Genomic DNA, 22,654 nt, shown 5'->3' with positions numbered 1-22,654 from the left:
TTTGCAGGACCAGGGCAAAACCCAGGATCGGGCGCAACCCGATGACGGCATCCAGACGCCTGTCGTCGCCGCGCCCGCCGACCCGTGGCGCGCCTTTCTCGATCCATCTGATGGTGCGGCATATCTTGCCGGCTGGCTGGCGATTGCCGCCGACCGGATCGCCGGGGCCGAGGGCGGCGTGCTCTTTCTGCGCGGCGATGGCGGGCGGCTGGGCGTGGCGGCGCTCTGGCAGGTGGCCGAGGATCAGACCGACGCCTATGTGACGCTGGCCGAGGCGCTGTTGCGCAAGCCGGAGCCGCTGTTGCAACGCCGCGAAGATCATACCTTGCTGGGATATCCCATCGATAGTGGTGGTATCGTGCAGGGGATTTTGGTGCTGTCGCTGACAAAGCACCCTGACGGTGCGGCAATGCGTGCGCTGATGCGAGAGTTGCACTGGTCCTGCGGCTGGATCGAGGCGCGGCTGATGCAGGGGCAAGCGACACTGGGGCGCAAACAGGCCAGCAGCGCACAATTGCTGACCGACCTGCTGGCTGCCTGCGATGCACACGCGCGGTTCGACGGCGCGGCACTGGCGCTGGTCAACGCGATCCCGGATCTGACCGGGTTCGACATCGCGGCCATCGGCATGTTGCGGCGTGGCCGCGTGCGGCTGGAGGCGCTGAGCCGGGTCGCCGCCTTTGACAAGCGGACCGAAGCGGTCGCGGCCTATGAGGCGGCGATGGACGAGGCAGTGGCGCAGGCGGGCTGCGTCGTCTGGCCCACACGCGAGGGCGCACGGCAGATGATTGACGTCGCCCACCGGGCGCTGGCGCGCGATCTGGGGGCCGGTGCGCTGATCTCGGCGCCGCTGCTGGTGCGTGGGCAGGCGGTCGGCGTGTTGCTGCTGGAGCGGCGGCGCGAGGGCGACGAGGCGGTGGCGCTGGCCGAGGGCACGCAGGATGAGCTGCGCTTGGTCGCCGCGGCGCTGGCCCCGCTGCTGAAGGCCAAGTACGACGAACGCCGTTTGGTGTCCGGGCGGTTGCGCGATTGGGCGGGCCGGGGCCTGAGCGCGGTATTGGGGCGCCGCCCGGCGCTGGCGCTGGGGGCGATTGGCGTGGTGCTGGCGCTGGGGCTGCCAATGTTGATCCAGACCGATCTGCGGGTGCGTGCCGATGCCACTGTCGAGGGGGCCGAGCAGCAGGCCGCCGTGGCCCCGGTTGACGGGTTTCTGGCCGAGGCCCCGGCGCGAGCGGGCCAGCAGGTGCGGGCGGGCGATCTGCTGGCGCGGCTCGACTCCAGCGATCTGGAGCTTGAGGCCGCCGCTGCGACCGCGCGCATAGGCGAAGCGCGCCAAGCCCTGCGAGAGGCGCTGGCCGAGGGGGATCGCGCTGCCGCCGCCGTCGCCAACGCCGACCTGAGCGAGGCACTGGCCGCCGCCGACCTGACGGCCGCGCGGCTGGCGCGGCTGAGCATCACCGCGCCCATAGCCGGGTTGATCGTGTCGGGCGATCTGAGCCAGCGGATCGGCGCGCCGGTCAGCCGGGGCGATACCCTGTTCGAGGTGGCGCGGCAGGACGGCTGGCGGCTGCGTATCGATGTCAGCGAGTATGACCTCGGGCTGGTGCAGTCGGGGCAGGTGGGGCGTGCCGTGCTGGCGGGCCTGCCGGATGACCCGGTGCCCTTTTCGGTGCAATCCATCGCCGCCGTGTCGGACCCCGGTGAGGGTGAAAACCGGTTTCGGATCGAGGCGCTTGTCACCGATCCGCCCGCCGGGCTGCGTCCCGGATTGCAGGGCGTGGCCAAGATCGAAGCGGGTTCCACCAGCCTCGCGCATGCCTGGCTGCGTGGCTCGCTGGTGCGTGCGAAACTGCTGCTGTGGCGCTGGGTGCCCTGATGTCGGACACGCACCGCTCTAATGACTGGTACCGGATCAGCGCCGCGCGCCCGCGCCTGCGCCGTGATGTGCGGGTCATCCGGCACATCTATCTGGGTCAGCCGTGGTATGTGCTGACCGACAGCACCGGGACCAAGGTGCACCGCCTGACCCCGGCCGCCCAAGAGGTCGCCGGGCGGCTGGATGGCGTGCGGTCAGTCGAGGATATCTGGGAAGAACTGACCACGCGGCTGGCCGAAGACGCGCCGACGCAGGACGAAATCGTCCGCCTGCTGAGCCAGTTGCACCAGTCGGACCTGCTGGACAACGCCGAGACGCCGCTGCTGGATGATCTGCTGGAGCGGCGCGACAAGGATCGTATCCAAAAATGGAAGAAACTGCTGCTGAACCCGGCGTCGATCACCCTGCCGCTGATCGACCCGGACAAGTTTCTGAAAGCGCTTTCATCCGCGATGGGCGCGGTACCCCGCGCACTTTGGTGGCTGAGCGCGCTGGTGATCATCGTCGCTGCGCTGGTGGTGCTACCGCTGCACTGGCAGGCGCTGACGGCGCGCGGGCTGGAAGGGTTTCTGGACCTTGAAAACCTGGCGCTGATTGCGCTGATCTATCCCGTCGTCAAGGCGGTGCACGAGATCGGCCACGGTGTCACCGTGCGCGGTCGGGGCGGCGAAGTGCACGAAATGGGGCTGATGTTCATCGCCTTCTATCCGATCCCCTATGTCGAGGCGTCGGCCTCGCTTTCCTTCCCGTCCAAATGGGACCGCGCGGCGGTGGCTGGCGCCGGTGTCGTTGTCGAACTGGTCATCGCGAGCATTGCCTTGTTCCTCTGGACGCAGGCAGAGCCGGGGATGGTGCGCACGGTGCTGTTCAACACCATGGTGATTTCCGGCCTGTCGACGCTGGCGGTCAATGGCAATCCGCTGCTCAAGTTCGACGGCTACCATGTCCTGTGCGATATCATCGAGATCCCCAACATGGCCAAGCGCGGCAATGAATGGTGGGGTGAGGTCGTGCGCGTTTATCTTCTTGGCACCGGAGAGCGGGCGCGCACCCGTATGCAGATCGGCGGCTGGGAGAGGCTTTGGTTCGCGCTCTACCCGCCTGCCGCGTTCGCCTACCGGATCTTCATCTCGATCACCATCGCGCTCTTTATCGCCACCACCTACCGGCTTGTGGGTGTGTTGCTGGCGCTGTGGTCGGTGTCGCTGATGCTGGTCTGGCCGGTGCTGAAGACCGCGCACAAGGGGCTGACCGATCCGCGTATCCAGAGCGTCGGACAACGCGCGGTGCTGGGGGCGGGGGCGGCGGTGGTGGTCCTTGGCGGGTTGCTCTTTGCGCTGCCATTGCCGCATTACGCGGTAGTACAGGGCGTCGTATGGCTGCCTGATGAGGCGATTCTGCGCGCGCCGCAAGCGGGCCGCATCACCGCCCAGCAGGCAGCGCACGGGGACCGCGTGGCGCTGGGCGCGCCGCTCTTCACCGTGGCGGCCCCCGATCTGGAAGCCGAGGCGCGGGTGCGCGGCGCACGCTTGGCCAAGGCCGAGGCGCAATATGCCGCCGCCCGCGCCAAGGATCGCGCCAGCGCCGCGAAATTCCGCGACCGGGTCCGCGAGGCGCGCATCGCCCGCGACGACGCCAATGCCCGGTTGGCGCAATTGCAGGTGACAGCAGCATTGCCCGGGCAGCTGAACCTACCGATGACCACCGGGCTGGAAGGTCGGTTCTTTGCCCGGGGCGCGGTGATCGGGCATGTATTGCCGGACGCCGAACCGGTCATTCGCGTGGCGATTCCGCAGGATCTGGCGACGCTGATGAGCCGCGAAATACGCGGGATCGAGTTGCGCTTTGCCGATAGCCCGGATGTGATCCTGTCCGCCAGCATTTTGCGGCAGGTGCCCGCGGGCGGTGATGTGCTGCCTTCGCCGGTGCTGGCGCTGGATGGTGGCGGAACCTTCGCGACAGTTCCGGGCGGCGACGGGCCACTGCGCAGCGCCAGGCAGATCTTTCAGCTGGACCTGGGGCTGCCCGATGGTGCGCCGCGCCCGGCTTATGGCATGCGCGCCCATGTGCGGCTGGCATTTGCGCCTAAGTCGCTGGCGGTGCGCGTCGCGCGCGAGGTGCGTGCGCTGTTCCTGCGGGCGTTCGATGTCTGACGCCGCGCGCCCATGGGTGACGCCCGAGCGCGCCGATACCGCAGAGCCGGAGCGGCGGCCGATCCCGCCCAAGCGCTCGGACGAGGTGGTGCTGACAGTGCTGTCGTATCTGCGCCGGGCCACCACCGGGCCGGGTTTGCGCAGCTGGCTGGAGACGCGCGACGTGATGCGCATTGGCGAAGAACTGGCCGCGCTCGATGACGCAGAATTGGTGGCAGAGATACGCGCGCAGGCCCCGCTGCTGTTGGCCCAAGGCCTGAAAGGGCGTCCGATGCGCATCGCCGCCGCGGGGGTGCGCGAGATGACATGGCGCAAACGGCAGATGCGGCATCATCCGGTGCAGATCACCGGCGGGCTGGCGCTGACGCGGGGCCGTATCGTCGAGATGGCCACAGGCGAGGGCAAGACGATCACCACCCTGATCCCCGCCGTTCTGGTGGCCCTCACCGGCACGCCGGTGCATGTGATCACGGTCAACCCCTATCTGGCTACGCGCGATGCCGAAACGCTGGCCCCGGTGCTGGAAGCGCTGGGGCTGAGCTTTGGCGTCATCACCGAGGAAACCGAGCATCACCTGCGGCCGGCGATCTACGATTCCGATGTGGTATTTTCCACCAATTCCGACATAGCCTTCGACTATCTGCGCGACCGGCTGGCGATGGGGAATGACCGCACGGCTCTGGCCACCCTGTCGCGGCGCATGCTGGGCCGCGACGGAGGGCGCGACGCGGCGAGGATTCTGACGCGGGGGCTGGGATTCGCGGTGATCGACGAGGTTGACAGCATCCTGATCGACGAGGCGCAGACGCCACTGATCATCACTGCCGAACGCCCCGGCGGAGATGCGGAACGCGCTGCGGATGATGTGATGCTGGCGCTGGCCGACACGCTGGAGGAGGGCACGCATTACCACCTGGACCGCAAGGCGCGCCGCGTGCGCCTGCTGCCGCCCGCCGACGACGTGCTGGCGGGGTTGGTGCCGCCCACGCCCGCGCTGGTGGCAGAAACCGCCCGGCGCGAAGCGATGGTGCAGGCGCTGTCGGCGCTGCACCTCTACAAGCGGGACGAGCATTACATCCTGACCGATGAGGGCCTTGCCATCGTCGATGAATTCACCGGTCGGGTGATGGCAGACCGACAATGGCAGAGCGGGCTGCACCAGATGATCGAGGCCAAGGAGCGGGTGGAACGTTCTGGCATGCGCGAAACGCTGGCGCAGATCACCTATCAGACGTTTTTCGCGCGCTACCTGTGGTTTGCCGGTATGACCGGCACCGCGTCCGAAGTGGCACGCGAATTGCGCCTGAGCCATGGCCGCGCCGTGCTGCGCCTGCCGACCCATCGCCAGAGCCGCCGCCGGATGGCGCGCACAAGGCTCTATGGTCGCGCGGACAGGCGGTGGCAGGCGGTGGCACGAGACGCGGCGCGCATGGCGGCGCAGGGGCGGCCCGTGCTGATCGGTACCCGGTCGGTTGCCGCGTCGGAAGAGATCGCCGAACGGCTGCGCGCGGCGGGACAGACGCCGGTGGTTCTGAATGCGCGTCAGGACGCGGACGAAGCCGAGATCGTGGCGCAAGCGGGGCAGCCGGGGCGCATCACCGTGGCCACCAACATGGCCGGGCGCGGCACCGATATCCCCGTCGCCAAAGAGGTCGAGGCCGAGGGTGGGCTGCATGTCATCGTGACCGAATTCCACGGCTCGTCGCGGATCGACCGCCAGCTGATCGGTCGCACCGGGCGGCAGGGTCAGCGCGGGTCCGCCGCTGCCTATGTGTCGCTGGAGGATGCGCTGTTTTCGGACATGGCCCCCGGTATGGTCCGTCTGTTGGGCTGGATCACAGCGCGTTGGCCGGGCCGCCTGCCTTCGCCGCTGGCCGAGTTGCTGCGGAACCTTGCGCAAGGGCGGGCAGAACGTCGTGGCCTTCGCCGCCGGGCCGAAACGGTTCGGCGCGCGCGCAAGCAGGAAAAGGCGCTGGGCTTCAGGCCGGACAACATCTGAAATCAGGCAGGTGTTAATGTGTGATTCGCGATCGCTGAAGGCGGATCGCGGGCAAATCGCTGCCATCCCGGGCCGGATCACGTATCGCGGGCGAACGCGTCGCGCCCTGTCAGGTCGTCGCAGAAATTGGGGTGGGATTTGGTGGAGCCTAGGGGGATCGAACCCCTGACCTCTTGCATGCCATGCAAGCGCTCTCCCAGCTGAGCTAAGGCCCCGTTTTTCGCCTGTCACGGCGATTCAAGATCAAGTTGACGCGCAACCTGACTTCAAAACGCCCGCGACATTTTCTGTTCCAGAGCGTTCCGGGATGTTGCCGTGGTCCAACAACATCCCGGAACGCTTTAGGCAAGTCGCCGGGCGGGATCAAGCGAAAAATCCCGCCCCCGAGTGTCGTCAGCTGTCGTCGTCATTCGTGGCGACGTCGGCGATGTCGTCGAGCGAGACATCATCGGTGTCGTCGTCATCTTCCAGCACGTCGTCGCCAAGATCGACATCGACATCATCGTCGTCATCCAGCACGACATCGTCGGCGTCTTTCAGCTTCTTCGTTTCGGCATCTTCAGCGTCCGCTTTGATCGAACGGGACTTGCCGTTGTTCATTTCGACGACCTCACCCGTGTACGGGCTGATGATCGGATCTTTGTTCAGGTCGTAAAAGCGCTGGCCAGTGGTCGGGCAGACGCGTTTGACGCCCCATTCTTCTTTGGGCATGGGTGATCCCTCTCACATTTCAAACCTTGCGGGCAATCAGCGTCCCCTGCCATAACAGGGCGGAGGTGTCAAAGGCTTTGCGGCCTGAGCACCGCTGATCGCTTCATGGAGAGCATATGGGCCACCACGTTCTTCCCGGCAACCCCCCGATCGCGGTCACGCTGCGGCGCTCGGCGCGGGCGCGGCGTATTTCGCTGCGGGTGTCGGGCCTGGACGGGCGGGTGACGCTGACCATGCCGCGCGGTCTGCCGGAGCGTGAGGGGCTGGATTTTGCCCGGTCCAAGCAGGATTGGCTGGCGCAACAACTGATGCGGCAAGAGCCGGAAGTGCAGGTGTCGATTGGCGCCGTTCTGCCGGTCGAAGGTCAGGAAATGACGATTGCGCCGGGCACGGGCCGGCGTGTGGTGGCCGAAGAGGGCCGTCTGCTGGTGCCGGGCGCGCCGGACAGTGCGGCCGCGCGGGTGCAGGCTTGGCTGCGGACATTGGCGCGCGAACGGCTGGTGGCCGCATCGGACCGCCACGCCGCGGCGCTGGGGCGCAGCTACGGGCGGATCACGCTGCGCGATACGCGCTCGCGCTGGGGGTCTTGCACCGCGGATGCGGGGCTGATGTATTCATGGCGGCTGATTCTCGCGCCGCCCGAAGTGCTGGACTATGTCGCCGCGCATGAGGTGGCGCATCTGCAGGAGATGAACCACTCACCGGCCTTCTGGGCGCTGGTTGATCAGCTGCTGCCCGGATACGCGGCACCGCGCAAATGGTTGCGTGTCAACGGGGGGACGCTGCATCGTTACCGGTTTTGAGCGTTGACCCCGCGTTGATTTGTGATCACTAGCTAGGTCATGCTGCTCAACCCGCGCCCCGATCCAAGCCCCGCCGCCCATGACCGTGTTTATCGCGGGCTGCGCAGCCGCATCATGCATGGCGAGATCGCGCCGGGGCAGGCGCTGACCCTGCGCGGCATCGGGCGCGAATTCGGCGTGTCGATGACGCCCGCACGCGAGGCGCTGCGCCGCCTCGTGGCCGAGGGCGCGCTGACACTCAGCTTGTCGGGGCGGGTGTCCACTCCGGAGCTGAGCAATGACCGGATCGAGGAACTGGCCGCGCTGCGTTCGCTGATAGAGGTGGAACTGGCCAGCCGCGCTTTGCCCCGCGCACATATCGCGCTGATCGATCGGCTGACGTCGATCAATGCACAGATCGCCGAGGATATCGCGCGACAGGATGCCGTCGGCTTTATCCGTCGCAATCTGGAGTTTCATCGCACACTCTATCTGCGCGCGCAGGCACCTGCGATGCTGGCCATGGCCGAAACGGTCTGGTTGCAGTTGGGGCCGACGATGCGCGTGCTTTACGGCCGGTTGCAGCAAAAGGAGCCGCCGCATTTTCACCGGCTGATCATCGCGGCGCTCAAGGCTGGGGATGAGCCGGGCCTGCGGCTCGTGGTGCGCTCGGATGTAACGCAGGGGTTGCGGATGCTGACCGGCTGACCAGCAGCAGGGGCTTGGGCTGTCAGACGGACAGGCCGATGGCCCCCATATCGAGATATTTCTGCCGCCGATCTTTGATCAGCTTTTCCGGGGTCTGATCTGACAAATCGTCCAGCATCGACAGAATCGATTTGCCGACAGCGTCGATCGCCGTCTTTGGGTCGCGATGTGCACCACCCATCGGCTCTTCGATGATCCGATCGGCAACACCCAGACGCATCAGGTCCTTGGCTGTCAGGCGCAGCGCCTCGGCGGCTTCGCGCATCTTCTCGGGATCTTTCCACAGGATCGACGCGCATCCCTCGGGAGAGATTACAGAGTAGACCGAATGCTCCAGCATCGCGACGCGGTTGGCGGTGGCAAAGGCCACGGCACCGCCCGATCCGCCCTCGCCGATGATCACGCTGACCAATGGCACGCCGATTTGCAGGCACATCTCGGTCGAGCGGGCAATCGCCTCGGACTGGCCGCGCTCTTCGGCGCCTTTGCCAGGATAGGCGCCCGGCGTATCGACCAAGGTGATCACTGGCAGGCCGAACTTGTCGGCCATTTCCATCAGGCGGATCGCCTTGCGATACCCTTCGGGGCGCGCCATGCCGAAATTACGTTCGATCCGGGATTTGGTATCGTTGCCCTTTTCGTGGCCGATGACCATGACCGGCGTATCGTTCAGACGGGCCAGCCCCCCCATCACCGCGTGGTCGTCGGCAAAGTTGCGATCCCCGGCCAGCGGCGTGTATTCGGTGAAAAGACCCTTGATGTAGTCCTTGCAATGGGGCCGTTCGGGGTGGCGTGCGACCTGGCATTTGCGCCACGGCGTCAGATCCTTGTAGAGATCGCGCAGCATCGCGGCGGCTTTCTTGTCCAGCGCGCCGGCCTCTTCCTCGACATCGACCCCTTCGCCGGCGCGGGCCATCGCGCGCAGCTCTTCGGCCTTGCCTTCGATTTCGGCAAGGGGTTTTTCGAAGTCGAGATAATTGGTCATATGCGGCTCCATCACGGGTGCTTGCGATATATGGCGGTGGAAGGGGCGAAATGCAATCGCTTCGGCGGCTACCGGGATCGCGGGCAAGTTTGCCGCCTGTTTGCCGGGATATGGCACCGTTTCACGGCGAATCCAACGGGGGTGCTTGCGATGGGCGGGGGTGGACAGAATGCGCGCGGTTTCGTCACAGGGCCAGCAATGAATTTCGTTAGAGGCTACAGGACGCCATTGCAAACCATTCTGACGTGAACAGCAATTCCGCAGGGCGCGCGCAGGCAGCGCACGGGTTCCTGCTTTTCTATGGCTCGGCAGCAAGGTATCCCTGTCCGGATGGAAACGATGCCAGACATTTACAATCGCCTGGTTGCCGAAGGCAGGGTGCGCCATGACCCGGCGCAAGAAGCGATCATGCCCGAGTTCGAGCGCATTCGCGCTGCCCTCGCCGCACCGGTGCGCAAGGGCTGGTTTCAGAAGGCTCCGGAGCCGCCCAAGGGCCTCTATATCTGGGGCGGTGTGGGGCGCGGCAAATCCATGCTGATGGACCTTTTTGCCGAAACTGTCGGTTCGGCCTGTCGGCGGGTACATTTTCACGCCTTCATGCAAGAGGTGCACGCCGGGATGCACGCCGCACGTCAGGCGGGGCGCGAGGATGCGCTGGCACCTGTTGCGGAAAAGATCATCAAGGATGTGCGCCTGCTGGCGTTCGACGAGATGCAGATCACCGACATCACCGATGCGATGGTGGTGGGTCGCCTCTTTGAGGCGCTGTTTGCCGCCGGTGTGGTGGTCGTCGCGACATCGAACAGGGTGCCCGATGACCTCTACAAGAACGGGCTCAATCGCCAACTCTTTCTGCCTTTCATCGAGCTGATCAAGCAGCGGATGGTGGTGTATCACCTGCAATCTCCCACTGACTACCGGCAGGACCGGATCGCGGGCAGTCAGACCTATTTCACCCCCGTCAACGCCGAGACCCGTGCCGAGATCGCGGCGATTTGGCAGGATCTGACCGGCGGACAGGCAAAGCCCCATACGCTGATCGTGCAGAAACGCCAGGTCGAGATCCCGGCCTTTCACAACGGCGTGGCGCGCGCGTCTTTCTACGATTTGTGCGGCAAGCCGCTGGGACCGGCCGACTATCTGGCACTGGCCGAGGCCGCGCGGGTGCTGGTGCTGGAAAACATCCCGCAACTGGGCCGGTCGAATTTCAACGAGGCCAAGCGGTTCGTGACGCTGATCGACGCGCTTTACGAGGCAAAGGTGCGGCTGATCTGCTCGGCGGCGGCTGAACCTGAATATCTCTACGTCGAAGGCGAGGGCACGTTCGAGTTCGAGCGCACCGCGAGCCGGTTGCGCGAGATGCAGGCCGAGGATTGGGGCTTGGAATAAGGCGTTTTACGCGGCAAAATGATCTTTGATCAGACGAAAAAACTGTTCATTCTGCCAATGGGTGTCATCCGCATCAAAAGCGATAATCGACAGATATGCTTCAATCGGTTGGCCCTGCATGGCACGCCCCCTTTTCACCCACGCCAGAGAGGCTATATAGACTCCGCACGAATGCCCTTCGTTGAGACATGATGTACACGCACGCAGACATATTGGCCGGCCCCGAAAACGACGATGACAATGATGTCTCTGTCGTGGTCGCGACGCGTGAGCGGACCAAGCGACCACCACTTTACAAGGTGCTGCTGCTCAATGACGACTATACGCCGATGGAATTCGTCGTTGCGGTGCTGGAGCGGTTTTTCGGCATGAGCCACGCGCAGGCCTTTGACATCATGCTGACCGTGCACAAGAAGGGTGTCGCGGTCGTCGGTGTCTTCAGCCACGAGATCGCCGAGACCAAGGTGGCGCAGGTGATGGATTTTGCCCGCCAGCATCAGCATCCTCTGCAATGCACGATGGAAAAAGAGTAGGCATTACAATGCATCCCCGTTTGCCCCTGGCGCTGGAAAGCGGGCTTTGCCTGCCCGATACTGCGCGCGTCGCGGTTTTTGCCCCACGTGCCGGCATGGACCTGTCGCCGTTGCAGGCGGATCAGTGTCACGTGATCACCGGAAATCGCCCGGATTTCGAAGATTTCGAGGCGCGCGGTTTCGACTGTGGTGTCGCACCAGAGGGGCGCTACGGGGCTGCTCTGATCGAGATCCCGCGAGCCAAGGCTGAGGCGCGCGCGCTGATCGCGCTGGCGGCCTCGGTCACCGACGGGCCGGTCTTGGTGGACGGGACCAAGACGGATGGAATCGAATCGGCGTTGAAGGAGATGCGTAAACGCACCGCTGTTTCCGGCCCGATCAACAAGGCACATGGCAAGCTTTTCTGGTTCGATTCGGCGGTGGACCTTGCCGGCTGGATGCCCGCCGGACCTGCTGCGATCGAGGCGGGTTTCGTCACGGCGCCGGGGGTCTTTTCCGCCGACGGGATCGATCCTGCATCCCGCTATCTGGCCGATCATCTGCCGCAGCAAATCGGAGCGCATGTGGTCGATCTTGGGGCGGGCTGGGGCTACCTCTCGGCCCGCGCGCTGGAACGAGACAACATCGCGCGCATTGATCTGGTCGAGGCCAGCCATGCGGCGCTGGAATGTGCGCGGCAGAACGTGACCGATGCGCGCGCGCAGTTGCACTGGGCCGACGCGCTGCACTGGGAGCCCGATGCCCGCCCCGACGCAGTGATCATGAATCCCCCCTTTCATACCGGGCGCAGCGCCGATCCGAAGCTGGGCACGGCGTTCATCGCCGCCGCCGCCCGCCTGCTGAAACCGCAGGGGCAACTGTGGATGGTCGCCAACCGGCATCTGCCTTACGAGCGCCACCTCGCCGAGTTGTTTGCGGAAACCAACGAGATCGCGGGCGATAACAAGTTCAAGCTGTTACATGCGCGGCGCCCCGCGCGTCAGCGGCGCTGAGTTGGCCAGTGTGCCTATTGTCGGGCCAGAGGTGCCAGGGTTGATGCCAGGCATGCTTGACGCCCGGATGGCTTGCCGCGTCTTGCGAGCAGCCGCTGTTCAGGTTTTTCACCAAACACCTTAACCTTGCCCACGCAAAATCACGTCACGAGGACCTGCATCATGTCATTCTCGATTTCCGGAAAGACCGCGATCGTCACCGGCGGCGCCAACGGCATCGGCCTCGCCATCGGGCGGCACTTTGCCGACAAGGGGGCGAACGTGATGTTCGCCGATATGGACGAGGAACGGCTGATCGCCGAACTGGGCGACGACAAGGACGGCGACGCGATGCGGTATTTCGCAGGCGACCTGCGCGAAAAGCTGACGCTGGCCAACCTACTCTCGGCGACGCTGGATGCTTTCGACAGCGTCGATATCCTGGTCAACGCGTCACGGCAGGTGGTGGTATCGGACCCGCTCAACCCCGATGATGATGGTGTCGAGGAATTGCTCACGCAGAACCTGATGACATCTCTGCGCCTGAGCCAACTGGTGGCGAAACGGATGATCAAGCAATCCGAGGGGCAAGAAGAGGGCCCGGCGGGATCAATCGTGAACCTGTCGTCGATCGCCGCGCGGCGCACGCGGCCTGACCTTCTGGCCTATTCAGTCTCGACCGCGGCGGTGGATCAGATGACCCGCTCGCTGGCGGTCACGCTGGCGCCGCACCGCATTCGGGTGAATGCGCTGGCGTTCGGATCGGTGATGAGCGCCTCGTTGAAAGAAAAGTTGAAGGACAATCGCAGCTTTCGCGCCGATATCGAGGCGCATACGCCGCTGGGCCGTGTCGCGTCGCCGTGGGAACTGGCCGAAGCGGCGCAGTACCTGGCCAGCGACAGTGCCGCGTTCATGACCGGTCAGATCCTGACCGTGGATGGCGGGCGGTCGCTGCTCGACCCGGTGGCGGTCTCGGCGCACTAGGGGCTGCTCATCCGCCCGGATGGGCGCCTTTGCATTGATTGAACGGGGGAACATCATGGATTTCACCAAGGAAAAGCAACGCGCCGCCGCATGGTTCCGGCAATTGCGCGACGAGATCGTGACCGCGTTCGAGGCGCTGGAAGACAGCCACACCACCGGGCCGCTGTCGGATCGTGCCGCAGGCCGGTTCGAGATGACCGAGACACGCCGTGCCGCCGGGGATGGTGGTGACGCAGGTGGCGGGCTGATGAGCGTGATGCGCGGAGGCCGCGTGTTCGAGAAGGTTGGCGTGAACGTCTCGGAGGTTTACGGCCAGTTGGGCGAAGCGGCGCAGCGGGCGATGGCCGCGCGCGGTGTCCCCGGCATGGAGCGCGATCCCAGCTTCTGGGCCAGTGGGATCAGCCTTGTGGCGCATATGCAGAACCCGCATTGCCCTGCTGTGCACATGAATACGCGGATGTTCTGGACGCCGCATGCGTGGTGGTTCGGTGGTGGTTCGGACCTGAATCCGTGTATCGAATATGCCGAGGACACTGCCCATTTCCACCGGACCCAGCAGGCGCATCTCGATCCGCACGGGACCGACCTCTATCCAGAGCTGAAGGCCTGGGCGGACGAGTATTTCTACATCCCGCACCGGGGCCGGGCGCGCGGCGTCGGCGGTATCTTCCTGGATGACCGCAACAGTGGTGACTGGCAGGCTGATTTTGCACTGACGCAGGATATCGGCCGGGCTTTCCTGCCGGCATTCGTCCCGCTGATAGAGGCACGGCGCGTGCAGGAATGGACCGACGCCGACAAGGAAACGCAGCTGCTGCATCGCGGGCTCTATGCGGAATACAATCTGGTCTATGACCGGGGCACCAAGTTCGGTCTTGCCACCGGGCATGACGCCAACGCGGTGCTTATGTCGCTGCCGCCCATGGCCAAATGGGCCTGAGTCGTCAGTCCTCCGGCGCGCGCAGATCGACCCAGACCATGCGGTGTCGGCTGGCCGCTGCGGCGGTGGCGCCTGCGGGCGTGTCATCGGGCGGCCAGTGCACGCCGGACGCCACGACCTGCCAATCCTTTGACGGCAGGATGTAGCTGACCCTCAGATGCCCCGGATCCGGGGTGGGCCATGCGACGGTATCCAGACGTGGATCGGTGCGATGACCCGCCGCATCCGGCGCAGGCCCCGCGCGCATCGGGTGCGGGTCGGTCAGGCGCGGATCGCTCAGCAGTTCGCGGATGCCTTCCTTGAGCCCTTCACCGTCCTGCGGGTCCTGATTGGCGGACCCGACAAGGACAAACCGCCGCTCCGGCGCAGGCCCGAAAGCCCCATCCAGGTAGAGCGGCCAGAAGCGCAATTGATCGCGGTTACGCAGCCCGTTGCGATCCTCTGGCCCGTCAAAGACCGGCGCGGTGGCGTGGAAGGCCATCAGGTACAGCGGCCCGTCGGGGTGCTGGACGGGCACGCCCCAATGAGCCACCGACGCCAGCCGTAGCGCCGCCTGTGCCGCGGCCGAGGGAAAGGGCTGCCCGTCCCGTTGCGGCAATGTCGCGCCCGGCAGGTCACGCCAGAGCAGCGTGCTGAAGTCCTGCACCCGCGTTTCGTCCAGCGCAAAGCGCGACAGGATCGCCATGCCGCCCATTCCCGCGAAATGGCCAAAGCCATGCGCATCCTCGGGCTCACCCAGACGACCATCGCCGTCCTGATCATGGCCGGTTTGCCAGCCGGTGTTCGGGCGTCGGGCAAAGACATGGGGGTAATGCGACCCGGCGGCTGACACCCGGTCCCGCAAGGCACTGAGCGCGCGTAGTTCCAGATCGTAGTCAACCCCTTGCAGGACGAGGATATCGGGGTCGACCTGGATGATGACTTGGATCAGCGCGTCGATCTGCGCATCCTGCCCGCGCTCGATATCGCGCAACAGCAAACCCGGCCCGTCGCGCTCCAATTCGGTATTGAGGGTGGCGATGCGCAGGGTTTCGGCCGGAGCGGATACGACGGCGCAGAGCCAGACCAGAAGCGCCGCAATCAGACGGTTTGCATGGACTCGTCGGCTTCGGACGCGGCGCGGGCATAGGCCCGGCGACGCTTGGCCGTGATCAGATCGGCAATCCGGTTTGTCGCGACGCCGCGCATGATCATGCTGGCGGGAATGAAGGACCATGCGCATATCGTCCATATCAGGGCCTGTGGTCCGAGGGTCTCGAAGCTGTCGATCAGTTTCGAGATCACAAGGACCGCTGCTGGCATCAAGAATGGCAGCAAAAAGCCTAACGAAATATGAATGCTGGCGTCCCGATTGAGGCGACTGACCACATCGCCGCCGGCGGTCGGGTCGAACAGAGGCAGATTGAGCAGCACGTTGAACGCCTGACGCCGCACCGGCCAACCCCTGAGATGCACCAGGCCGATGAAGGTGAATACCATCACGAAGGACAATGCGTAGCTGAGCCCGGCAAAGGTGCGCAGCAGGTCAACGGTCTGGACATCGGTGTTGTGGGGCAAAAGCACCATCACCAGCCGTACGGGCGAGTAAGGAAAATCGAGCATTTGGCCGATGCCGCGACCGATCCCGGTCAACAGGACGCTCCAGCTGCCGGGATCCGTCAGGCCGCGCGTGATGATCGACATCAGCAGGACGGTCAGTGCGATAAAGCCGTATTTCAGCCGATTGTAGGGGGGAGCAAAGCGGAATTCGACGATGCTGGCGCAATGCCCGTGATATTCGACAAAGACCATGATCCCGGCGAGAAACCCCAGGATGATCACGATCTGCGCGGTGTCAGAGGCGACCGAAGGCAAGACCAAGGACGGTATTGCCATGAGCAATGCCACCAAAAATGCGCGCAAAATGGCGCCCGTAAGCTGTGTAATCACCGCTTGATCCCTTCAACTTGGCCTGTTGCGATACGATGCCGCAACGTTGTCCCAACTTGATCCCGCACATTCGCGCGGTATGCCTCATTTATGTCTTATTCTTGCCGTGTTTTTGGCACTGTCTCAAGAATTTGCTGAGCTTACCCTAGGGAAGGCGCGGTATTGATCTCACAACTGGTGCGAGAATACATCAATCAAGGGGTGAGAGGAAATCAGAAAAAAGCACAAACACAAGATGTTGGTGGTCTTTTCTCATGTATCACAAAAACCCGTTCATGCCCTGCGGGGCCAACACGGGTCTTGATACGATGTCGCGAGGTCTCAGGTGAAACGCGAAACTGAAGCGTCCGCAATACGCCGAATTGCGGACGCAGAGCCCTGATGGCCGGCGCCAGGGCCGGGCAACGGGGCTGTTTCGATCAGACCCAGGGGCGCTCGGCCGCCGAGCGGGTTTCGAAGCTGTCGATCGCCGCACTCTTTTCATAGGTAAGGCCGATATCATCCAGCCCTTCCAGCAGGCAGTGCTTCTTGAACGGGTCAACGTCAAAAGAGATCGTCTCACCGTCAGACGTGGTGATGGTCTGGGATTCCAGATCAATCTCGATCCGCGCATTCGCGCCTTTTTGCGCCTCGTCCATCAAGAGATCGACCTGTTCCTGCGGCAGGGCGATGGGCAGGATGCCGTTCTTGAAACAGTTGTTGTGAAAGATGTCGGCAAAGCTGGGTGCGATCACGCAGCGAATGCCGAAATCCTTGATCGCCCAAGGCGCATGTTCGCGTGACGAACCGCAGCCGAAATTGTCTCCGGCCACCAGGATCTGCGCGTCGCGATACGCAGGCTGGTTGAGAACGAAATCGGGGATTTCCTCACCGTTATCGTCATAGCGCATCTCGTCAAAGAGGTTCACGCCCAGTCCGGAACGCTTGATCGTCTTTAGGAACTGCTTGGGGATGATCATGTCGGTATCGATATTGATCATCGGCATTGGTGCGGCGACGCCGCTGAGTTTTTCGAATTTTTCCATGTCGTGTCTCCTGGTGCGGTAGCGGGCTGGAGCCCGTCCTGCCAAATCTGGGTGCGCCGGGCCCGTGGCCCGGCGGTCGACCTCACATCATCTCGCGCACGTCCGTGAGCCTGCCGGTCACGGCTGCGGCGGCCGCCATCGCGGGGGACATCAGGTGCGTACGTCCACCGCGGCCCTGGCGGCCCTCGAAATTACGGTTCGACGTGGCGGCGCAGCGCTCGCCGGGCGAGAGTTGATCGGGGTTCATCGCCAGACACATGGAGCAGCCCGCAAGCCGCCATTCGAACCCGGCCTCGATGAAGATATCGGCCAGCCCTTCTTCCTCGGCTTGGGCGCGTACCAGACCAGAGCCTGGCACGATCATGGCGCGCAACCCTTCCTTGATCTTCTTGCCTTTCAGGATCGCGGCCGCAGCGCGCAGATCCTCGATCCGGCCATTGGTGCACGAGCCGATGAACACCGTGTCGATCTCGACTTCGCTCAGCGGTGTGCCGGGGGTCAGACCCATGTAGTCGAGGCTGCGCTGCGCCGCGCCGACCTTGCCGCCGGTAAAGTCGCTGGCGGCGGGGACGGAGGCAGTGATCGGCAGCACGTCCTCGGGGGATGTGCCCCAGGTGACGACCGGCGCAATGTCTTCACCACGAATCGTGATGACTTTGTCCCAATGCGCGTCGTCGTCGGAATAGAGCGTCTTCCACCAGGCCAGCGCCGCCTCCCATGCCGCGCCTTTTGGTGCGTGCGGGCGGCCTTTGCAGTATTCAAAGGTCTTTTCGTCCGGCGCGATCAGCCCGGCGCGCGCGCCGCCTTCGATCGCCATGTTGCAGACGGTCATGCGGCCTTCCATGCTGAGATCGCGGATCGCCTCGCCGCAATATTCGATCACGTAGCCGGTGCCGCCGGCGGTGCCGGTCTCGCCGATCACGGTCAGCGTGATGTCCTTGGCGGTCACACCGGGCGAAAGCTTGCCGGTGATCTCGACTTTCATGTTCTTCGATTTCTGCTGGATCAGCGTCTGGGTGGCCAGCACATGCTCGACCTCCGACGTGCCGATGCCATGCGCCAGTGCGCCGAATGCGCCATGTGTCGCGGTATGGCTGTCACCGCAGACCACGGTCATGCCGGGCAGGGTCCAGCCCTGTTCGGGGCCGACGATATGCACGATCCCCTGGCGGACGTCACTGACCGGATAGTAGTGGATGCCTGTTTCCTTGGCGTTCCGGTCCAGCGCCTCGACCTGGATGCGGCTGTCTTCGGTCATGGTGGCGGCGTTGGCGCGGTCCAGTGTCGTGGGCACGTTGTGGTCCGGCACGGCAATCGTTTTGTCCGGGGCGCGCACCTTGCGACCGGCCATGCGCAGCCCTTCAAAGGCTTGCGGGCTGGTCACTTCATGCACCAGATGCCGGTCGATATACAGCAGGCAAGTGCCATCCTCGGCCTCATGCACCAGATGGGCATCCCAGATTTTGTCATAGAGCGTTTTGGGGGACATGGGTCCTCTCCCGTATTGTTCAGATGGTATTCAGGCGTGACAGGGGGTAGCGCGCCTCATAGGCGGGCTAGAACACTCACAGATGCGCCAAAAAACCGCCAGGGCAGGCGCGCGCGATCGTCCATGTCAAAAATCCGTCTCATGCAAGATCAGATATAGAGCTTCCCCGAGTCTCGCAAGGGCCGCCGGCACTGTGTCGTAATCCCGGATGACGCCCGCCGTTTGCCATGATAGATCAGCATTATGAGCCAGCAGCCCAACAAGGACGAAATCCTGCAATGGATTTCCGACAACCCGACCCTCACCTCGAAACGCGATATCGCCAAGGCCTTCGGGATCAAGGGTGCCGCGCGGATCGACCTGAAACGCGTGCTCAAGGAGCTTGAGGCCGAGGGGCATCTGGAAAAGCGCAAGAAGACCTACCGCGATCCGGATCGCCTGCCGCCCGTCAGCGTGCTGCAAGTGACAGAGCCGACGCCGGATGGTGACCTGATGGCACGCCCGCTGGAATGGCAGGGCAGCGGCACCGAGCCTGCCGTTTTGCTGGTGCCGCGGGCGGGCGACCCGGCGCTGGCCACAGGTGAGCGTATCCTTGCGCGGCTGCAGGAAGTGACCGGCGAGGCCCACCAATACGAGGCCCGGCTGATCCGCCGTATCGGCACCAATCCGCACAAGGTGCTGGGCGTGTTCCGGAAAGGCAGCGAAGGCGGGCGCATTCTGCCCATCGACAAGGGCAACGGCAAGGAATGGCTGGTGCCCGAGAATGCAACGGCGGGCGCCAAGGATGGTGAGTTGGTGGAGGCCGAACAATCCGGCCCCAAGGACCGCATGGGCTTGCCGCGCGCGCGGATTCTGGCGCGGCTGGGCGATCCCAGCGCGCCCCGCGCCGTGTCACTGATCGCGATTCACCAGCACGGTATTCCGGATGATTTCCCCGATGAGGTGATCGCCGAGGCGGACGCGATGAAGCCTGCGGGCCTCAAAGGGCGCACCGATCTGCGGGACATGCCGCTGATCACCATCGACCCATGGGATGCGCGCGATCACGACGATGCCTGCTACGCCCATGCCGATGAAGACCCGAAAAACGAGGGCGGTCATGTGATCTGGGTGGCCATCGCCGATGTGGCCCATTACGTCACGCCCGGCTCGGCGCTGGATGCCGAGGCGCGCAAGCGCGGCAATTCCAGCTATTTCCCGGATCGCGTGGTGCCGATGCTGCCCGATCGGCTGTCGGGTGATCTATGTTCCTTGCACGAAGGCGTGCCGCGCGCCTGCATCGCGGTGCGCATGGTGGTCAACGCCCAGGGCGAGAAGATTGGGCAGAAATTCGTGCGTGGCCTCATGCGCTCTGCCGCATCGCTGAACTACCAAGAGGTGCAGGCGGCGATGGACGGCGCGCCGAACGACAAATGCGGCCCGCTGATGGAGGACGTGATCCGTCCGCTGTATGCCGCGTACGAAACGCTCAAGATCGCGCGAAAGCATCGTCAACCGCTGGAGCTGGACCTGCCCGAACGCAAGGTAGAGCTGAGCGAAGAGGGCGTAGTGCTCAGCGTGAATTTCACCGACCGGCTGGACGCGCACAAGCTGATCGAGGAATTCATGGTGTTGGCGAATGTCGCCGCCGCCGAGGTGCTGAACGCGAAGAAATCCCCGCTGCTCTTCCGGGTCCACGAAGAGCCGCCCGAGGAAAAGCTGGATACGCTGCGCGAGGTGGCCGAGGCGGCCGGGTTGACGCTGGCCAAGGGGCAGGTGCTGAAGACGCATCATATCAATTCGCTGTTGCGCGGCGCTGCGGGCACGGACCATGCCGAGCAGATCAACATGAGCACCCTGCGCGCCATGACGCAGGCTTATTACGCGCCCAGCAATTTTGGCCATTTCGGACTGGCGCTGCGCGCCTATGCGCATTTCACCTCGCCGATCCGGCGCTACGCTGACCTGATCGTGCATCGCGCGCTGATCTCGGCGCATGGCTGGGGCGATGACGGTTTGCAGCCCGGCGACGAGGACCAGCTGGAGGCGACGGCACAGCATATCTCGGAAACCGAGCGCCGCAGCATGATGGCCGAGCGCGATACCAATGACCGCTACCTCGCGGCCTTCCTCAGCGAGCGCGTGGGCGAGGAGTTCTCGGGGCGAATCAGCGGCATTGCCAAGTTCGGCGTGTTCGTCCGGCTGGACGAAACCGGGGCGGACGGGCTGATCCCCATCCGCAATCTGGGGCGCGAGTATTTCCAGTTCGATCCGGGCACTGCGACGCTGACCGGATCAGATACGGGCCGCGTGATCGGGCTGGGCCAACGGGTCACGGTACGACTGGCCGAGGCGGCGCCTGTAACGGGCGGTATCTCGCTTGACCTGATCACGATCGAGGGCAAGGCGGCGACGCGCGGCGCGTCCGGCGCACGGGGCAAATCGCCCAGACGCAAGCTGGGGCAGGCCAAACGCAAGGCGGCGAAAGCCAAGAAGAAAGTGAAGCGCACACGGACCTGACAATCAGGCGTTTCCCTAGCGCTTGGAAACCTCTGGCACAGAGAGTCGTGCCGGGGTGGTTTCGCGGCACGACCCGGCTGCGGCGGGCGTTCAGGCCGGGCCGGTGATCTTGTTTACATGGCCCATCTTTCGGCCCGGTTTGACCTCGGCCTTGCCGTAGAGGTGCAGCGCGGCAGTTCCGTCTTTTGCCAGATCCGGCACGCGGTCCATGTCGTCACCGATGAGGTTTTCCATCACCACGTTCGAATGCCGCACGCCGCCGCCCAGCGGCCAGCCCGCGACCGCGCGAATATGTTGTTCGAACTGATCCACCGCGCAGCCGTTTTGCGTCCAATGGCCCGAATTATGCACGCGCGGCGCGATCTCGTTCACCACGAGGCCGGCGTCCGTCACGAACAGCTCCACCCCCATCACCCCGACATAATCCAGCTTGTTCAGGATCTTCGCTGCCAGCAGCACGGCGTCGGTGCGCTGGGCGGTGGTAAGGCGTGCCGGTATGGTCGTGGTGCGCAGGATGCCGCCCTCATGCACATTCTCGCCGGGATCGTAGCAGGCCACGTCGCCAGCCAGACCTCGCGCGGCGATCACCGAAACTTCGCGGCTGAAGTCCACGAACCCCTCGTAGAGCGACGGCGCGCCGTTCATCTCGGCCAGCGCCGCTTCGGCCTCGTTGGGGCTGCTGATACGGGCCTGTCCCTTGCCGTCATAGCCAAAACGGCGGGTTTTCAGAATCGCGGGCAGGCCGATTTCGGACATGGCTTGGGTCAGGTCCACGCCATCATCCACGGCGGCAAATGGGGCGGTTTGCAGCCCCAGATCGTTCAGAAATGCCTTTTCCACCAGCCGATCCTGGCTGACACGCAGGGCCTTGCGGTTCGGGCGCACGGGCTTGAGCGCCTCAAGAATATCAAGCGCAGAGGTGGGGATATTCTCGAACTCGAAGGTGATGACATCGACGCTGGCGGCAAATTTGCGCAGCGCGCCCTCGTCCTCGTATGCCGCTTGAATATGGGCGTTGGCCACGTGGCTGGCGGGGCAGTCGGCGCCGGGTTCGAAGATGCAGGTTTTGAAGCCCAGACGCGCGGCTGCAACGCTGAGCATACGCCCCAGCTGCCCGCCGCCGAGGATACCAATGGTTGCGCCTTGTGGCAGGGGGTTAGTCATCACGAGGCTCCTGCGGGATCGAGGCCGAGAGCGCGGCGCGCCAGGCGTCCAGTCGTTCGGCCAGTGCGGCGTCATTGTTGGCCAGAATCGCGGCGGCCATCAGCCCGGCATTGGCAGCTCCCGCAGCACCGATCGCCATGGTTGCGACCGGATAACCGCGCGGCATCTGCACGATGGAGTAAAGGCTGTCTATACCCGACAGGGCCTTGGTCTGGATCGGCACGCCGATCACGGGCACGCGGGTTTTGGATGCCATCATGCCCGGCAGGTGCGCGGCCCCACCCGCGCCGGCGATGATCGCCTTCAGGCCGCGTTCGGCGGCGTTGAGGCCGTAATCCCAAAGCCGGTCCGGGGTACGGTGGGCTGATACGATCCGGGTCTCGTAGGCGATGTCCAGTTCGTCCAGAATTTCCGCGGCCTGCTTCATCGTGGGCCAGTCCGACTGACTGCCCATGATGATCCCTACTGTCACGTCCGGCATGTCGTGTCCCCCGATGTTGGAGGGCGCACTATACTC

Annotated in this window: 19 protein-coding genes and 1 tRNA gene; 11 read left to right on the top strand and 9 right to left on the bottom strand. The window is 64.4% G+C overall.

Features of this window, described 5'->3' with window-relative positions; all coding sequences use genetic code 11:
* Position 1 precedes the first annotated feature (1 nt).
* The 3 genes from O3306_RS01095 to O3306_RS01085 are packed head-to-tail and all read left to right on the top strand — an operon-like array spanning position 2 to position 6,028.
* On the top strand, positions 2-1,876 hold the full coding sequence (locus O3306_RS01095; protein ID WP_272002086.1) for an HlyD family efflux transporter periplasmic adaptor subunit: 1,875 nt from the start codon (positions 2-4) through the stop codon (positions 1,874-1,876).
* On the top strand, positions 1,876-4,029 hold the full coding sequence (locus O3306_RS01090) for a PqqD family peptide modification chaperone (protein ID WP_272002083.1): 2,154 nt from the start codon (positions 1,876-1,878) through the stop codon (positions 4,027-4,029). Before O3306_RS01095 ends, O3306_RS01090 begins: the two co-directional genes overlap by 1 nt.
* Entirely contained in the window at positions 4,022-6,028 is a 2,007-nt protein-coding gene (locus O3306_RS01085; protein WP_272002080.1) for a preprotein translocase subunit SecA, read from the top strand. The genes O3306_RS01090 and O3306_RS01085 overlap by 8 nt, the downstream gene beginning before the upstream one ends.
* A 139-nt stretch (positions 6,029-6,167) precedes the next feature.
* Here O3306_RS01085 and O3306_RS01080 read toward each other — a convergent pair.
* Positions 6,168-6,243, bottom strand: a tRNA-Ala gene (locus tag O3306_RS01080).
* Positions 6,244-6,421: 178 nt separating this feature from the next.
* Positions 6,422-6,739: a TIGR02300 family protein gene (locus O3306_RS01075; RefSeq protein ID WP_272002077.1), complete on the bottom strand. Its 318-nt coding sequence runs from the start codon at positions 6,737-6,739 to the stop codon at positions 6,422-6,424.
* Between the two features lie 116 nt (positions 6,740-6,855).
* Here O3306_RS01075 and O3306_RS01070 point away from each other — a divergent pair, with 116 nt between their 5' ends.
* Together O3306_RS01070 and O3306_RS01065 are read left to right on the top strand one after the other, a co-directional pair.
* Positions 6,856-7,542, top strand: a complete 687-nt coding sequence (locus O3306_RS01070) for a M48 family metallopeptidase (RefSeq protein WP_272002075.1) — start codon at positions 6,856-6,858, stop codon at positions 7,540-7,542.
* A gap of 39 nt (positions 7,543-7,581) precedes the next feature.
* Positions 7,582-8,229: a GntR family transcriptional regulator gene (locus O3306_RS01065; RefSeq protein ID WP_272002072.1), complete on the top strand. Its 648-nt coding sequence runs from the start codon at positions 7,582-7,584 to the stop codon at positions 8,227-8,229.
* A 22-nt stretch (positions 8,230-8,251) separates the two neighbouring features.
* Here the strand turns inward: O3306_RS01065 and O3306_RS01060 are convergent, their stop codons facing one another.
* Entirely contained in the window at positions 8,252-9,214 is a 963-nt protein-coding gene (locus O3306_RS01060; RefSeq protein ID WP_272002069.1) for an acetyl-CoA carboxylase carboxyltransferase subunit alpha, read from the bottom strand.
* 330 nt (positions 9,215-9,544) lie between these two features.
* Between O3306_RS01060 and zapE the strand changes: the two genes are divergently transcribed.
* The 5 genes from zapE (at position 9,545) to hemF (ending at position 14,031) form a co-directional block, all read left to right on the top strand.
* Positions 9,545-10,603: a cell division protein ZapE gene (gene zapE, locus O3306_RS01055; RefSeq protein WP_272002066.1), complete on the top strand. Its 1,059-nt coding sequence runs from the start codon at positions 9,545-9,547 to the stop codon at positions 10,601-10,603.
* 191 nt (positions 10,604-10,794) lie between these two features.
* On the top strand, positions 10,795-11,136 hold the full coding sequence (gene clpS, locus O3306_RS01050; protein WP_272002065.1) for an ATP-dependent Clp protease adapter ClpS: 342 nt from the start codon (positions 10,795-10,797) through the stop codon (positions 11,134-11,136).
* 8 nt (positions 11,137-11,144) lie between these two features.
* Positions 11,145-12,128 carry a class I SAM-dependent methyltransferase gene (locus O3306_RS01045; RefSeq protein ID WP_272002062.1) on the top strand — a complete coding sequence of 328 codons (984 nt, stop codon included), beginning with the start codon at positions 11,145-11,147 and terminating at the stop codon, positions 12,126-12,128.
* A 162-nt stretch (positions 12,129-12,290) separates the two neighbouring features.
* Positions 12,291-13,091 (top strand): SDR family NAD(P)-dependent oxidoreductase, encoded by an 801-nt coding sequence (locus tag O3306_RS01040; protein WP_272002059.1) that lies wholly within the window; start codon positions 12,291-12,293, stop codon positions 13,089-13,091.
* Positions 13,092-13,146: 55 nt separating this feature from the next.
* Positions 13,147-14,031 (top strand): oxygen-dependent coproporphyrinogen oxidase, encoded by an 885-nt coding sequence (gene hemF, locus O3306_RS01035; protein WP_272002056.1) that lies wholly within the window; start codon positions 13,147-13,149, stop codon positions 14,029-14,031.
* A gap of 4 nt (positions 14,032-14,035) precedes the next feature.
* Here the strand turns inward: hemF and O3306_RS01030 are convergent, their stop codons facing one another.
* From O3306_RS01030 to leuC, 4 genes are all read right to left on the bottom strand, one after another.
* Positions 14,036-15,004, bottom strand: coding sequence for an endonuclease/exonuclease/phosphatase family protein (locus tag O3306_RS01030; RefSeq protein WP_272002815.1), 969 nt, complete (start codon positions 15,002-15,004; stop codon positions 14,036-14,038).
* A 107-nt stretch (positions 15,005-15,111) separates the two neighbouring features.
* A complete protein-coding gene (locus tag O3306_RS01025; RefSeq protein WP_272002054.1) occupies positions 15,112-15,906 on the bottom strand; it encodes a hypothetical protein in 795 nt (264 codons plus the stop codon).
* Positions 15,907-16,379: 473 nt separating this feature from the next.
* Complete coding sequence (gene leuD / locus O3306_RS01020) at positions 16,380-16,985, bottom strand: 3-isopropylmalate dehydratase small subunit (protein ID WP_272002052.1); 606 nt, start codon at positions 16,983-16,985, stop codon at positions 16,380-16,382.
* 82 nt (positions 16,986-17,067) lie between these two features.
* The gene (gene leuC / locus O3306_RS01015; RefSeq protein WP_272002049.1) at positions 17,068-18,474 is read right to left on the bottom strand and encodes a 3-isopropylmalate dehydratase large subunit; all 1,407 of its coding nucleotides are present in this window, start codon (positions 18,472-18,474) and stop codon (positions 17,068-17,070) included.
* A 243-nt stretch (positions 18,475-18,717) separates the two neighbouring features.
* Between leuC and rnr the strand changes: the two genes are divergently transcribed.
* Positions 18,718-20,973, top strand: a complete 2,256-nt coding sequence (gene rnr, locus O3306_RS01010; protein ID WP_272002047.1) for a ribonuclease R — start codon at positions 18,718-18,720, stop codon at positions 20,971-20,973.
* Between the two features lie 90 nt (positions 20,974-21,063).
* Here the strand turns inward: rnr and O3306_RS01005 are convergent, their stop codons facing one another.
* Together O3306_RS01005 and purE are read right to left on the bottom strand one after the other, a co-directional pair.
* Positions 21,064-22,137, bottom strand: coding sequence for a 5-(carboxyamino)imidazole ribonucleotide synthase (locus tag O3306_RS01005; protein ID WP_272002045.1), 1,074 nt, complete (start codon positions 22,135-22,137; stop codon positions 21,064-21,066).
* Entirely contained in the window at positions 22,130-22,618 is a 489-nt protein-coding gene (gene purE, locus O3306_RS01000; protein ID WP_272002043.1) for a 5-(carboxyamino)imidazole ribonucleotide mutase, read from the bottom strand. Before purE ends, O3306_RS01005 begins: the two co-directional genes overlap by 8 nt.
* Positions 22,619-22,654 lie beyond the last annotated feature (36 nt).

This window comes from Roseovarius sp. ZX-A-9 (assembly GCF_028369135.1).
Lineage (GTDB): Bacteria > Pseudomonadota > Alphaproteobacteria > Rhodobacterales > Rhodobacteraceae > Roseovarius.
The sequence above is the reverse complement of the archived record's forward strand: the minus strand, read 5'-3'. Positions and strand labels throughout refer to the sequence as shown.

Bases quoted from the DNA above. Each gene is read 5' to 3' on its own strand.
- O3306_RS01090 (WP_272002083.1), top strand. From the start codon at position 1,876: ATGTCGGACACGCACCGCTCTAATGACTGGTACCGGATCAGCGCCGCG.
- O3306_RS01085 (WP_272002080.1), top strand. From the start codon at position 4,022: ATGTCTGACGCCGCGCGCCCATGGGTGACGCCCGAGCGCGCCGATACC.
- O3306_RS01075 (WP_272002077.1), bottom strand. From the start codon at position 6,739: ATGCCCAAAGAAGAATGGGGCGTCAAACGCGTCTGCCCGACCACTGGC.
- O3306_RS01070 (WP_272002075.1), top strand. From the start codon at position 6,856: ATGGGCCACCACGTTCTTCCCGGCAACCCCCCGATCGCGGTCACGCTG.
- O3306_RS01065 (WP_272002072.1), top strand. From the start codon at position 7,582: ATGCTGCTCAACCCGCGCCCCGATCCAAGCCCCGCCGCCCATGACCGT.
- O3306_RS01060 (WP_272002069.1), bottom strand. From the start codon at position 9,214: ATGACCAATTATCTCGACTTCGAAAAACCCCTTGCCGAAATCGAAGGC.
- zapE (WP_272002066.1), top strand. From the start codon at position 9,545: ATGGAAACGATGCCAGACATTTACAATCGCCTGGTTGCCGAAGGCAGG.
- clpS (WP_272002065.1), top strand. From the start codon at position 10,795: ATGTACACGCACGCAGACATATTGGCCGGCCCCGAAAACGACGATGAC.
- O3306_RS01045 (WP_272002062.1), top strand. From the start codon at position 11,145: ATGCATCCCCGTTTGCCCCTGGCGCTGGAAAGCGGGCTTTGCCTGCCC.
- O3306_RS01040 (WP_272002059.1), top strand. From the start codon at position 12,291: ATGTCATTCTCGATTTCCGGAAAGACCGCGATCGTCACCGGCGGCGCC.
- hemF (WP_272002056.1), top strand. From the start codon at position 13,147: ATGGATTTCACCAAGGAAAAGCAACGCGCCGCCGCATGGTTCCGGCAA.
- O3306_RS01025 (WP_272002054.1), bottom strand. From the start codon at position 15,906: ATGGCAATACCGTCCTTGGTCTTGCCTTCGGTCGCCTCTGACACCGCG.
- leuD (WP_272002052.1), bottom strand. From the start codon at position 16,985: ATGGAAAAATTCGAAAAACTCAGCGGCGTCGCCGCACCAATGCCGATG.
- leuC (WP_272002049.1), bottom strand. From the start codon at position 18,474: ATGTCCCCCAAAACGCTCTATGACAAAATCTGGGATGCCCATCTGGTG.
- rnr (WP_272002047.1), top strand. From the start codon at position 18,718: ATGAGCCAGCAGCCCAACAAGGACGAAATCCTGCAATGGATTTCCGAC.
- O3306_RS01005 (WP_272002045.1), bottom strand. From the start codon at position 22,137: ATGACTAACCCCCTGCCACAAGGCGCAACCATTGGTATCCTCGGCGGC.
- purE (WP_272002043.1), bottom strand. From the start codon at position 22,618: ATGCCGGACGTGACAGTAGGGATCATCATGGGCAGTCAGTCGGACTGG.